This window comes from Alloiococcus otitis ATCC 51267 (assembly GCF_000315445.1).
Taxonomy (GTDB): domain Bacteria; phylum Bacillota; class Bacilli; order Lactobacillales; family Carnobacteriaceae_A; genus Alloiococcus; species Alloiococcus otitis.
Genome location: NZ_JH992958.1, coordinates 3,068 through 14,089, shown reverse-complemented (window position 1 = coordinate 14,089; position 11,022 = coordinate 3,068). Strand labels below are relative to the sequence as shown.

Here is an 11,022-nt window from a genome sequence, read left to right as displayed (position 1 = left end):
GATTCAGCCAAACGGATTGCGTATTCACGCAAAAAGTACTGGCGACTGTCATGCACACATGAATTTCATCGTGCAATAACAACAGAAAGACTCAGCAAGTGGGGCTTAGTTCCACTAAGCACTATCGCTGAGTCTGCTTACGCAAGATATTGAACCGCCGTGTACGGAACCGTACGCACGGTGGTGTGAGAGGTCGACTAGCCAATTAATGGCTAGTCTCCTACTCGATTGGGATAGGCGGTCTATCCTGGGCCTGTGAGCTCTCTATCCACTTGATCTTTTTAAAAACAGGTAACACTTCGACTTCCGCTTCCGTTATCTCTAGTGTAAGAAGTCATGACACTTACACTAGAAACAAGGAGGAATGTACGATGGCAAAAACGTGGTTAGAAAACAAGTTGGACATTTACTTGGAAGATGTGGAAAATGACAAGACCATCCGCAAGGGATTTAACAATATCGTGGAAGAAGCCAGCGACCAGCAAGTTAGGGACTTCGCTAACGCGGTGGCTAGCCTCTACCACTTTGACAAGTCCCATACTGTGTTAAACCAGTCCTATACCATAGACTAAGTCGGCCAAACCCTTATCCCCCAAGCCAGACCTAGTTTTGATAGGTGTAGAAAGAATGCAATGAAAGAGGTAGGAACATGGAAAAAAGACTTGAACTCTTGTTTACCAATAGCCTGGGTAAAAACACTAGCCTGACAATCTCTGACCCCAAGGCAGGCTTGACCCCAGAAGACATTAAAGTAGCCATGGACCAGCTAGTTCAAGCTGGCCTGGTTGAAGTGGAAGGTGTCCAACGTTACCAAGCTGTTCGTGGGGCTCGTTATGTGACCCGGCAGGTGGACGAGATTTTCACCCAAGAACCAGCAGAAAATTAAGCAAATAAGCTAGTCCTAGCCCTCTCCTTGGATTAAAGGGGAGGGTTTTTTGACTAGTGGGAGGGATAATTGACTTGCCCCAAGTTAAGTCCAATTATTTACAGGGGCTAGAAAGTTCGCTATAATAGATAGGAAGCTGAGCCCTAAAGACTAGGTAGGGAAATCCTGGGGATGTGGCGAGCGTTAGATTAACAAGAAATTCTGGATGAATAAGAAACTGGTGAAGGACTGAAAGGAAGGTTGGAGTCATGAAGTGGTTGAGTCGGATCTTGATTGTCGTTGGGATAGGCTTTCTGATTGCCTTTGGCTACACGATTTATGACCATGCTAACTCGACATCGGTTACCCTAGAAGAAGCCCAGGTTGCCCTGGAAGAAAGCCGGGCCCAGGCTGCTGAAGCTGAGGACGGAGACCAAGATGGCCAAGACGGGGGCAGTGACATCGATATCCAAAACTACCAGCCTGAAGCTGGGGAGGCTTTTGGGGTCTTAGATATTCCCAAACTCGACCGGAGCATTGGTATTGTAGCCGGAACAGATGCGGACTCCCTAAAGAAAGGGGTAGGTCACGTTGAAAATACAGTCTTTCCTGGTCAAGGTGAGCAAATCGTCCTCTCCGGCCACCGGGATACCGTCTTCCGCGACTTTGGCGAATTAGAAATTGGCGACCATTTTATCGTCCAAATGCCTTATGGGGACTATGAATATGAGATCAAGGACTATGAAATTGTCGACCGGGATGATACCTCAGTCATCGGCCCCATGGGGGAAGAAGTCTTAGTGGTTTCAACCTGCTACCCCTTTGAATTTTATGGTTTTGCCCCTGACCGCTTTGTTTTCTATTGTTACCCCGTTGAATAAATCAGATATCTTAAGCTAGCTGGTCAAGACGCAAAGGTTTTGCCCAGCTTGTTTTCTTTTTCGACTCTGCAAGGAGGAATGGACTTGACCAAACTAGCGATTAGCCTGGTGCGAGGCTACCAAAAATATATCTCCCCCCTCTTTCCCCCTTCATGCCGTTACCGGCCAACCTGCAGTCAGTACACCATCCAGGCTATAGAGAAGCACGGAACCTTGAAAGGGACTGTCATGGGTTTGGCCCGGATCATCCGTTGTAACCCCTTTGTCCAAGGAGGCTACGATGAGGTTCCGGATTATTTCACTTTGAGACGGAATCCAAAAAGCCAGGCCCAATATGAGGCTGACCAAAGTTTGTCTCGAAAGGACTTAATAGACCTCCTCTTGGCTGATTACCAGGAGGACTTGGTCTATAATGACCAGCCATTAGAGGAATTTTTAGACCAAAGGCTAAATTACCGCAAGCTAGACCTAGACCTTCTGGAAGATAGCTACCTTGACGATATGCTTGGCTATACGGATGACTTGGGCTTAAGTCAGGCTCACTTTAGCCTAGTCCAGGTGCAAAAGATCAAAGACCAAGAGAGTTCGCCAAAGGGTGACCCCACTAGTTTGGTTAACCAGGCTTTGGGTGGGGGGTCTGCTAGCTACCTCTTCTTGGAAGACCAGTTGGGCGTCTTAGACGGGTCACCAGACCAACTGGCCCTTGACCTAGTCCTAGCCTTTGGGGTAAGGGAAGTGGATGTCCAGGACAAATCAAGTCGTTTACTGCACTACTTACGGGTCTTAGACCAAGTCCAAGTTTAATCAATTCTTAAAGGCAAGTTGAACCTAGTGTGCTAAACTATGGAGCTAGTAAGAATTCGGTATCGCTAAAGGAGGCGGCTCTTGTGAATATTTTGATCGCAGATGATGACCGGGAAATTTGTGACTTGTTGGAAATTTACATGAAACATGAAAGCTACCAGGTAGAAAAGGCCTACAATGGTCAGGAAGCCCTAGATAAAATACGCCTCCAGGACTTTGACTGCCTGATCCTGGATGTCATGATGCCGGTTAAGGATGGTCTGGCTGTGGTCAAAGAAGTCAGGGAAAAGTCTACCCTGCCTATCTTGATGCTGAGTGCTAAAACTTCTGATGTCGACAAGATCAGGGGCCTATCCAATGGGGCAGATGATTATGTGGTTAAACCCTTCAACCCCCTTGAAGTGGTGGCCCGGGTCAAAAGTCTCTTGCGCCGGTCCTCCTACAAGGAAAGGGATGTCAAGGACAAGGGGGAACTCAAGGTGGGTCCTATTGTGATTCGCAAGGAAGAGCATGAGGTGGAAACCTTAGACGGCCACCCCATCCAACTGACTGCCTTGGAGTTTGGCATCCTGCACCTTTTAGCCAGTAATCCCAACAAGGTCTTTAATGCTGACGAGATTTTTGAAAAAGTTTGGCAGCAAGAAAGTTTAGTTCCAGCCAAGACAGTCATGGTCCATGTCTCCCACCTCCGGGACAAGCTGGAAAAAGCAACCGGTGGCGAAAAGATCATCAAGACTGTCTGGGGCGTGGGCTATAAGATTGAAGGAGAATAGGGTAGGGGCTATTACGATACAAGCAAGAACTGTTCTCCCTTTAGGGCTTGTGGCAGGCTGTAAAGGAGTCAATATTTTTAGGAGCCTTGTTTTTAAGCCAAGCCCTGGTCAAGCCCGATTTTAAGCCATTAGGTTAAGGGTTACCCAGACTCTAGTGTTCTTTGCATGTCCTGGCCTCGTTTAAAGGAAAAAGTGATTTCGTTAAAGGAAGTGGACGATGAAGTTAACCCGGTCGGAAAAAATTAGTTTAGTCATGGAAGCTTTGGTAACCGCGGCTATTGTTATTTTAGTTTATTTGGCTACCTATAACATATTGACCTGGTTGGCTCGCTATCTCTTGCGTTACCATGAGAATTCCTACCTCTCTAACCTCTTGGCTGGCCTCCGGGATACGCCCTACTGGGGCATGACCCCAGTTGTCATTGTCTTCTTAACCATTGCCATGGTTACCTTTATCTACTGGCGGCTCAAAAGACGGCAGCGGCAATACGAACTGGCCCATATTATCGATGAACTCCACCATATTGCTGATGGGGACTTTGGCCACCGGATTGAAAAAGCAGGCTATAGTTCTGAAATGCAACATGTCATTGACTCCATCCACACCCTGGTCGAGTCAGCCGTGGCCGCTATGGAAGAAGAGCGGCGGATTGAACAAACGAAAGATGAATTGATCACCAATGTCAGCCACGATATCCGGACTCCCTTGACTTCTATTATTGGCTATATTGGCCTGATTGAATCAGGGGCCTATACCAATGAGGAAGAATTTGACCGCTATCTTAGTGTGGCCTCTAACAAGGCCAAGCAAATGAAACGACTGGTCGATGACCTTTTTGAATACATCAAGGTTCGCCAGCCTTCCACTAAGCTCAACATTTCCCACTTTGACATGGTCCAGCTAGTGGAACAACTGGCCATTGACTTTGAGCTGGACCTAGACCAGCAAGAGACTGAATTGACCATTGAACCCAGCCAGGACTCCATTATGATGGACGGCGATGCCGAGCAATTAGTCCGTTTGATGAACAACCTGGTCTCCAACGCCTTGAAGTACGGCCGATCTGGTCAGGAGATTAAAATTGGTATTAACCAGGAATATGACCAAGTTAGACTCCGGGTGGCCAATAACGGAAGTGACCTACCCCAAGAGCGGCTGGAGTTGATTTTTGACCGCTTTTACCGCTTGGAAGAGTCCCGGTCTTCTGAAATCGAAGGAACCGGTCTTGGCCTGCCCATTAGTAAAAGTATCGCTCAACTCCACCATGGAAGTATTGAAGCCAAAAATCAGGATGGGTGGACCATTTTTGAAGTGGTCCTTCCCCTCACTTACCAAGAAGACAAGGAAGGGAGAGACGGCCATGCCAGGTCAAAAGATTAAAAAATCCATCTTGACCGGAATCCTAGCCCTATTTATTTGGCTTCCAAACAAAGCTTGGGCCCAAGAGGACATTGATGTCCAAGCTGACAGTGCACTTTTGCTGGATGCCTCGACCCAACAAGTGCTATATGAGGATAACATTGATGAAGTTAAACCCATTGCTTCCTTAACCAAGATCCTGGTCCAATACATTGTCTTGGAAGAAATTGACCAAGGGAATTTAAACTGGCAGGACCAGGTCAGTATTTCGCCTTTCCTAGAAGAATTGAGTCAGAACTTTGAACTGGCCAATGTCCCCTTGTTTGCAGACCAAACTTATTCCGCTTCCGAACTCTTTTATGCCCTGTCCGTTTATTCAGCCAATGCAGCCACCATGGCCTTGGCAGAACACATTGAGGGGTCGGAGGAGGCCTTTGTCTACCGGATGCGGGACCTAGTTGCAAGCTTTAGGATTGAAGATGCCCATTTGGTGAACACCACAGGTTTACATAATTCATTTTTGGCTGGTAGGCATATTCCAGACAGCCATGAAGAAGATGACAATACCATGTCGGCTAGGAGCATGGCCACCATTGCTAGCCGCTTGCTTAAAGACCACCCAGACATTTTAGACTATTCCAGCCAGTCCTTCTATGATTTTGAGACAGGTTATGGGGTTTTTGAGGTGGAAAACCGCAACAAGATGCTGGCGGGTCTCTCCCATGAATACCCTGGGGTTAAGGGGATGAAGACTGGGACCACGGAATCCTCTGGCCGGAGCTTTATCGGCTATTATGATGGGGGAAATGGCGAAAGACCACTTCTAGCCCTGGTCTTCAATGCAGGAGACCTGGAAGAAGAGGCTGACCGTTATAAACGTTTTGAGGAAACGGCCAAACTCTTTGACCATGGCCGGGAGTCTTGGCAGGTTGAGAACTTAATGGATAGTCCGGCCTGGGCCGACCAGCTAGAAGGCCTCCCAGTGGTTGACGGCCAAGTCGACCAGTTAGACCTGGAAGTCAAAGACCAAGAGTCCTTTGAATTTATGGCCTTGCAAGATAAGCAGAGTCCCTACCAGCTTAGTTTAGACTTTGACCCAGCTTTTATAGATGATGAGGGTTTGCTCCAAGCCCCTATTGAAGCAGGGGACCAGGTAGGAGACTTGGTTTTTGACCTGGACCCAGCTGTCAACTACTTAAACGGCAGGTCAAAGTCCCAAGTTTCCTTTCCCCTTTATGCCAAGGAGTCAGTCAGCCGGGATAATGTCCTTGTCCAAGTCTTGCAGGACTTTATCGACTGGTTAAAAAATATTTTTTAAGATTGGCAATATTTAAAAGACATGGTATGATAATTGCATGTGAACACAAAAATCAATGATATAAATAACTTGCAAGCTTGACTTAGAGTACCGGTGCTTGCTGGGACCTGGTAAGACTTGTAAGTGAATCCATCATGAGTTTCAATAAAGAAGCTTGAGCCTAATTTATTTCGCTTACCCCCTTGCCCAGTCAAGTGCAAGAGGAGCGTAACCCTCTTGAAGTTGGGTAGCACCGCCAATGGCAGTCTTTCGTCCCTAGAGAGGACAAGGCTGTTTTTATTTGCAAAAAACAAGGAGGATTAGACTATGTTAGACATTAAAGCCATGCGCACGCAGCCTGACCATTATAAAAAACTCCTGGAAAGCCGGGGAGTATCTAGTGACCAAGTGGACCACTTGCTGGCCCTTGACCAGAAACGCCGTGAATTTATTCAGCGTTCAGAGTCTTTGAAGAAAGAACGGAATGAAGTTACCAAGCAGATCTCTGAGAAAAAACGGAATAATGAGGATGCCCAAGAGGCCATTGACAATATGAAAAAAGTGGGTCAAGATATTAAGTCGGTTGACAGTGACCTAGCCCAAGTGGAAGACCAGATTTTTGACCTAGCTAGCGGCATCCCCAATATCCCTCACGAGTCTGTCCCTGTAGGTCCAGGGGAAGAAGACAATGTTGAAGTGCGTCGTTGGGGAGATGACTTGATTCCTCAATTTGACGGCCAACCCAAAGCTCACTGGGACATTGGGACCGACCTGGGTATCTTAGATTTTGAACGGGCGACCAAGGTAGCTTCTTCTCGCTTTGTCTACTACCGCAAGTTGGGGGCTAGACTGGAGCGGGCCCTCTATAACTTTATGTTGGACAAGCATGTGGACCAGGAAGGCTATGAAGAAGTGATCCCGCCATACCTAGCCAACGACCAGACCATGTACGGGACCGGACAGTTTCCTAAGTTTAAAGAGGATGTCTACCAGGTTGACGGCCACTCTCTTACCTTAATTCCGACTTCTGAAGTGCCTTTGACTAACTTTTACCAGGATGAAATCCTTGAAGAAGAGGACCTACCCCAATACCTAACAGCTTTGACCCCAAGTTACCGGTCAGAATCAGGGTCTGCCGGCCGGGACACCCGGGGTATTATCCGCCTCCACCAATTCAACAAGGTGGAGATGGTTAAATTCTCTAAACCGGAGGACTCCTTTGATGAATTGGAAAAAATGGTAGCCAATGCTGAAGGGATCTTGCAAGATTTGAAACTACCTTACCGGGTTATAACCCTATCGACAGGGGACATGGGCTTTTCTGCCACCAAGACCTATGACTTGGAAGTTTGGATCCCGGCCCAAAACACCTACCGGGAGATATCATCATGTTCCAACTGTGGTGACTTCCAGGCTAGACGGGCTAAGATTCGCTACCGCCGTGATGAGGGCCAGATCGACTATGTCCACACCCTAAACGGGTCAGGTCTTGCTGTTGGTCGGACAGTGGCAGCTATTCTAGAAAACTACCAGCAACCAGACGGGTCCGTCAAGATTCCTGATGTCCTCGTCCCTTATATGAACAATATTAAATACATTAAATAAGTTGATGTTAAACTGCTCTTTTGAGAAGCTGGCAAAAGAGCAGTTTTTATATTTTCCTTTCAACTTCTTATGTGATAGGATATTGTCTAGAAAACTGAGCGAAAGGGGAGCTTTCACATGGCAGATCTAAAAGTTGCGAATTTTTCAGGTGGTTGTTTCTGGTGCATGGTCCGTCCTTTTGAAGAAGAAGACGGGATAGAATCAGTTGTCTCAGGCTATACCGGCGGACATGTAGCCAATCCGACTTATGAGCAAGTGTGCTCTAACACGACTGGACACACTGAAGCGGTTCAAATCACCTATGACCCAGACAAGGTTTCTTACAAAGACTTGGTTGAAATTTACTGGCAACAAACCGACCCAACCGATGCAGGTGGTCAATTTGCCGACCGGGGGGACTCTTATCGACCCGTCATCTTCTACGGCAACCAAGAAGAAAAAGAAATTGCCGAGCAGTCCAAGCAAAACCTAGAAAATTCTGGACGCTTCAATGACCCTATTGTGACCGAAATCAAAGAACGGTCTACCTTTTATCCGGCAGAAGAATACCACCAAGACTTTTACAAGAAAAATCCAACCCACTACAAGATGTACCGCAAGGGATCAGGCCGGCAAGACTTTATCGAAAAGAATTGGCAAGACTAGAATTTATAAAGTCTCCGTAAATTTTAGATAAAGAAAATGTCAAATCGCCTTGACATTTTTTACACTAGCCTGTATTATGAAGAAGTTGTTTGGAAACAACTTGTCTAGTGAGAATAGCCAGAAGGACCCACCTGTTCCCATGCCGAACACAGTCGTTAAGCTTCTGAGCGCCGAGGATAATGCAGGGCTCCCCTGTGTGAAAGCCGGACCTTGCTAGGCAAATATGGAGGTTTAGCTCAGTTGGGAGAGCATCTGCCTTACAAGCAGAGGGTCATAGGTTCAAGTCCTATAACCTCCACTCAAGAGGGGCCATTAGCTCAGCTGGCAGAGCATTTGACTTTTAATCAAAGGGTCGCTGGTTCGAATCCAGCATGGCTCATATCTTTTAAAAGAAGAACTTGCATTTTAAGGCAATTGTTAGTATAATTATTTCTTGGATACATTAGAAATAAAAGCCGGCTCATTTGCCAGAGTTGCTGATTTGTAATCAGTAGGCTGAGATTTTAAGCCTTTCAGCCGGCATTATATTATGCGGAAGTAGTTCAGTGGTAGAACATCACCTTGCCATGGTGGGGGTCGCGGGTTCGAATCCCGTCTTCCGCTTTTGAATCTTTTTAATAGTGCACAAAGTCTACAGGCTTTTTATGCCGGGGTGGCGGAATTGGTAGACGCACAGGACTTAAAATCCTGCGGATGGTTTCATCCGTGCCGGTTCGACTCCGGCCCTCGGCACTTACTCATGCACTCATAGCTCAATTGGATAGAGTACTTGACTACGAATCAAGCGGTTAGAGGTTCGACTCCTCTTGGGTGCGTTATTTTATGTCTTGACAAGATTTGAGACTTAAAGTATAGTGGAACATGTTCTTTAAAAAATGACCGGGAAGTAGCTCAGCTTGGTAGAGCACTTGGTTTGGGACCAAGGGGTCGCAGGTTCGAATCCTGTCTTCCCGATTACATGGCGGCGTAGCTCAGCTGGCGAGAGCGTACGGTTCATACCCGTGAGGTCGTGGGTTCGATCCCCTCCGCCGCTATTTACCTTAAAGGACGTTGGACCTTTAGCTCAGCTGGTTAGAGCTGTCGGCTCATAACCGACCGGTCGCAGGTTCGAGTCCTGCAAGGTCCATCAAATGCGGGTGTAGTTTAGTGGTAAAACCACAGCCTTCCAAGCTGTTGTCGCGAGTTCGATTCTCGTCACCCGCTTGAAGGTGCTTTGAACTTTAAGTCATTTAAAAAGTGGCTAGTATTCTTTTGTTAAGGGCCTGTAGCTCAGCTGGTTAGAGCGCACCCCTGATAAGGGTGAGGTCGGTGGTTCGAGTCCACTCAGGCCCATTGATTTCTGGTCTATTCTAGTGTAGAGTGGGACCAATCAAATTTTTGGCCCCTTGGTCAAGTGGTTAAGACATCGCCCTTTCACGGCGGTATCACGGGTTCGAATCCCGTAGGGGTCATCATATTGTGGAGGATTACCCAAGTCCGGCTGAAGGGAACGGTCTTGAAAACCGTCAGGTGTGTCAAAGCACGCAAGGGTTCGAATCCCTTATCCTCCTTACTCATATTATCGCGGGGTAGAGCAGTTGGTAGCTCGTCGGGCTCATAACCCGGAGGTCGTAGGTTCGAATCCTTCCCCCGCAATTCCATTTTGGCCCTGTAGTGTAGCGGTTAACACGCCTCCCTGTCACGGAGGAGATCGCCGGTTCAAATCCGGTCAGGGTCGTTCAATTGGCGCAGTAGCTCAGTTGGTAGAGCAACGGATTGAAGCTCCGTGTGTCGGCAGTTCGACTCTGTCCTGCGCCATTGCTATTCATGGAGGGATAGCGAAGTGGCCAAACGCAGCGGACTGTAAATCCGTTCCTTCGGGTTCGTAGGTTCAAATCCTTCTCCCTCCATCGCTAGGGGTATAGTTTAATGGTAAAACAGCGGTCTCCAAAACCACTGATGTGGGTTCAATTCCTGCTACCCCTGTTACAATGAAATATTGTAAAGCTAATGGCGAATGTGGTGAAGTGGTTAACACATCGGTTTGTGGTACCGACATGCATGGGTTCGATCCCCATCATTCGCCCTGGTAATTGGGCTATAGCCAAGCGGTAAGGCAACGGTTTTTGGTACCGTCATTCCTAGGTTCGAATCCTAGTAGCCCAGTTTCATTTTGGCGCGGTCGCCAAGTGGTAAGGCCGAGGTCTGCAAAACCTCTATCGCCGGTTCAAATCCGGTCCGTGCCTCTTTTTGCTTATGACCTGCCGATGTGGCGGAACTGGCAGACGCGCTGGACTCAAAATCCAGTGCCCATTGCGGGCGTATCGGTTCGACCCCGATCATCGGCATATCAAGTTGTGTTTTTTAACTTGATAAAATACTAAATTCTTGTTGACAACTACTCGGATGGCATGCTACTATATTACTTGTCGCCGAATTGAGGCGAGAATTTGTGTGCAAACTCTTATGGAGAGTTTGTGGAATAGATCTTTGAAAACTGAACAAACAATGATACCAAAAAGTGCAAGGGTCTCAAGCTTTACTTTTTGTAAAGCGAGACAATTCAAGTACTTTTGATAAGTTTTTGAAAACTTATCACAACAATGAACCAAGATAGAACAGGTGTTAACCTGAACTCTTTTAAAATGAGAGTTTGATCTTGGCTCAGGACGAACGCTGGCGGCATGCCTAATACATGCAAGTCGAACGCCAAATCTTCCTGCTTGCAGGAAGAGGCGGAGTGGCGAACGGGTGAGTAACACGTGAGGAACTTGCCCATAAGAGGGGGATAACACCCGGAAACGGGTGCTAAT

Annotated in this window: 8 protein-coding genes, 21 tRNA genes, 1 rRNA gene and 1 pseudogene; all 31 read left to right on the top strand. The window is 47.3% G+C overall.

Features of this window, described 5'->3' with window-relative positions:
- The first annotated feature begins 371 nt into the window (after positions 1–371).
- The 31 genes and pseudogenes from HMPREF9698_RS02780 to HMPREF9698_RS02630 all read left to right on the top strand — a co-directional run bounded on the left by HMPREF9698_RS02780 (position 372) and on the right by HMPREF9698_RS02630 (position 10,557).
- On the top strand, positions 372–572 hold the full coding sequence (locus tag HMPREF9698_RS02780) for a DUF1659 domain-containing protein (protein ID WP_003777094.1): 201 nt from the start codon (positions 372–374) through the stop codon (positions 570–572).
- 77 nt (positions 573–649) lie between these two features.
- On the top strand, positions 650–886 hold the full coding sequence (locus tag HMPREF9698_RS02775) for a DUF2922 domain-containing protein (protein WP_003777091.1): 237 nt from the start codon (positions 650–652) through the stop codon (positions 884–886).
- A gap of 248 nt (positions 887–1,134) precedes the next feature.
- Complete coding sequence (locus HMPREF9698_RS02770; protein WP_003777089.1) at positions 1,135–1,746, top strand: class D sortase; 612 nt, start codon at positions 1,135–1,137, stop codon at positions 1,744–1,746.
- 84 nt (positions 1,747–1,830) lie between these two features.
- Positions 1,831–2,100 (top strand): annotated as a pseudogene (gene yidD / locus HMPREF9698_RS09130) (membrane protein insertion efficiency factor YidD); the annotation flags it as partial.
- Between the two features lie 533 nt (positions 2,101–2,633).
- Positions 2,634–3,323, top strand: a complete 690-nt coding sequence (locus HMPREF9698_RS02760) for a response regulator transcription factor (protein WP_003777082.1) — start codon at positions 2,634–2,636, stop codon at positions 3,321–3,323.
- Positions 3,324–3,540: 217 nt separating this feature from the next.
- Positions 3,541–4,704: a sensor histidine kinase gene (locus tag HMPREF9698_RS02755; protein WP_003777080.1), complete on the top strand. Its 1,164-nt coding sequence runs from the start codon at positions 3,541–3,543 to the stop codon at positions 4,702–4,704.
- On the top strand, positions 4,685–6,001 hold the full coding sequence (locus HMPREF9698_RS02750) for a D-alanyl-D-alanine carboxypeptidase family protein (protein ID WP_003777078.1): 1,317 nt from the start codon (positions 4,685–4,687) through the stop codon (positions 5,999–6,001). Before HMPREF9698_RS02755 ends, HMPREF9698_RS02750 begins: the two co-directional genes overlap by 20 nt.
- Before the next feature lie 306 nt (positions 6,002–6,307).
- Positions 6,308–7,585 (top strand): serine--tRNA ligase, encoded by a 1,278-nt coding sequence (serS, locus tag HMPREF9698_RS02745; protein WP_003777077.1) that lies wholly within the window; start codon positions 6,308–6,310, stop codon positions 7,583–7,585.
- 117 nt (positions 7,586–7,702) lie between these two features.
- Positions 7,703–8,230, top strand: coding sequence for a peptide-methionine (S)-S-oxide reductase MsrA (gene msrA, locus HMPREF9698_RS02740; RefSeq protein WP_003777076.1), 528 nt, complete (start codon positions 7,703–7,705; stop codon positions 8,228–8,230).
- A 103-nt stretch (positions 8,231–8,333) separates the two neighbouring features.
- A 5S ribosomal RNA gene (rrf, locus tag HMPREF9698_RS02735) occupies positions 8,334–8,449 on the top strand.
- 6 nt (positions 8,450–8,455) lie between these two features.
- A tRNA-Val gene (locus HMPREF9698_RS02730) sits at positions 8,456–8,528 on the top strand.
- A gap of 8 nt (positions 8,529–8,536) precedes the next feature.
- Positions 8,537–8,609: transfer RNA gene (locus HMPREF9698_RS02725), tRNA-Lys, on the top strand.
- A 152-nt stretch (positions 8,610–8,761) separates the two neighbouring features.
- Positions 8,762–8,833 (top strand) — tRNA-Gly (locus HMPREF9698_RS02720).
- A 43-nt stretch (positions 8,834–8,876) separates the two neighbouring features.
- Positions 8,877–8,962: transfer RNA gene (locus HMPREF9698_RS02715), tRNA-Leu, on the top strand.
- A gap of 9 nt (positions 8,963–8,971) precedes the next feature.
- A tRNA-Arg gene (locus tag HMPREF9698_RS02710) sits at positions 8,972–9,045 on the top strand.
- A gap of 65 nt (positions 9,046–9,110) precedes the next feature.
- A tRNA-Pro gene (locus HMPREF9698_RS02705) sits at positions 9,111–9,184 on the top strand.
- A 6-nt stretch (positions 9,185–9,190) separates the two neighbouring features.
- Positions 9,191–9,264, top strand: a tRNA-Met gene (locus tag HMPREF9698_RS02700).
- Between the two features lie 18 nt (positions 9,265–9,282).
- Positions 9,283–9,356 (top strand) — tRNA-Ile (locus tag HMPREF9698_RS02695).
- A 6-nt stretch (positions 9,357–9,362) separates the two neighbouring features.
- Positions 9,363–9,433, top strand: a tRNA-Gly gene (locus HMPREF9698_RS02690).
- Between the two features lie 55 nt (positions 9,434–9,488).
- Positions 9,489–9,562: transfer RNA gene (locus HMPREF9698_RS02685), tRNA-Ile, on the top strand.
- Positions 9,563–9,609: 47 nt separating this feature from the next.
- Positions 9,610–9,681: transfer RNA gene (locus HMPREF9698_RS02680), tRNA-Glu, on the top strand.
- Positions 9,682–9,690: 9 nt separating this feature from the next.
- Positions 9,691–9,780: transfer RNA gene (locus HMPREF9698_RS02675), tRNA-Ser, on the top strand.
- A gap of 12 nt (positions 9,781–9,792) precedes the next feature.
- Positions 9,793–9,865, top strand: a tRNA-Met gene (locus HMPREF9698_RS02670).
- Positions 9,866–9,874: 9 nt separating this feature from the next.
- Positions 9,875–9,947 (top strand) — tRNA-Asp (locus tag HMPREF9698_RS02665).
- Between the two features lie 7 nt (positions 9,948–9,954).
- Positions 9,955–10,027 (top strand) — tRNA-Phe (locus HMPREF9698_RS02660).
- 11 nt (positions 10,028–10,038) lie between these two features.
- Positions 10,039–10,119, top strand: a tRNA-Tyr gene (locus tag HMPREF9698_RS02655).
- A 5-nt stretch (positions 10,120–10,124) separates the two neighbouring features.
- Positions 10,125–10,195: transfer RNA gene (locus tag HMPREF9698_RS02650), tRNA-Trp, on the top strand.
- A 27-nt stretch (positions 10,196–10,222) separates the two neighbouring features.
- A tRNA-His gene (locus HMPREF9698_RS02645) sits at positions 10,223–10,295 on the top strand.
- Positions 10,296–10,303: 8 nt separating this feature from the next.
- Positions 10,304–10,375: transfer RNA gene (locus HMPREF9698_RS02640), tRNA-Gln, on the top strand.
- A 9-nt stretch (positions 10,376–10,384) separates the two neighbouring features.
- Positions 10,385–10,455 (top strand) — tRNA-Cys (locus HMPREF9698_RS02635).
- Positions 10,456–10,472: 17 nt separating this feature from the next.
- Positions 10,473–10,557 (top strand) — tRNA-Leu (locus HMPREF9698_RS02630).
- The last annotated feature ends 465 nt before the right edge of the window (positions 10,558–11,022 follow it).

Bases quoted from the DNA above. Each gene is read 5' to 3' on its own strand.
- HMPREF9698_RS02780 (WP_003777094.1), top strand. From the start codon at position 372: ATGGCAAAAACGTGGTTAGAAAACAAGTTGGACATTTACTTGGAAGAT.
- HMPREF9698_RS02775 (WP_003777091.1), top strand. From the start codon at position 650: ATGGAAAAAAGACTTGAACTCTTGTTTACCAATAGCCTGGGTAAAAAC.
- HMPREF9698_RS02770 (WP_003777089.1), top strand. From the start codon at position 1,135: ATGAAGTGGTTGAGTCGGATCTTGATTGTCGTTGGGATAGGCTTTCTG.
- HMPREF9698_RS02755 (WP_003777080.1), top strand. From the start codon at position 3,541: ATGAAGTTAACCCGGTCGGAAAAAATTAGTTTAGTCATGGAAGCTTTG.
- HMPREF9698_RS02750 (WP_003777078.1), top strand. From the start codon at position 4,685: ATGCCAGGTCAAAAGATTAAAAAATCCATCTTGACCGGAATCCTAGCC.
- serS (WP_003777077.1), top strand. From the start codon at position 6,308: ATGTTAGACATTAAAGCCATGCGCACGCAGCCTGACCATTATAAAAAA.
- msrA (WP_003777076.1), top strand. From the start codon at position 7,703: ATGGCAGATCTAAAAGTTGCGAATTTTTCAGGTGGTTGTTTCTGGTGC.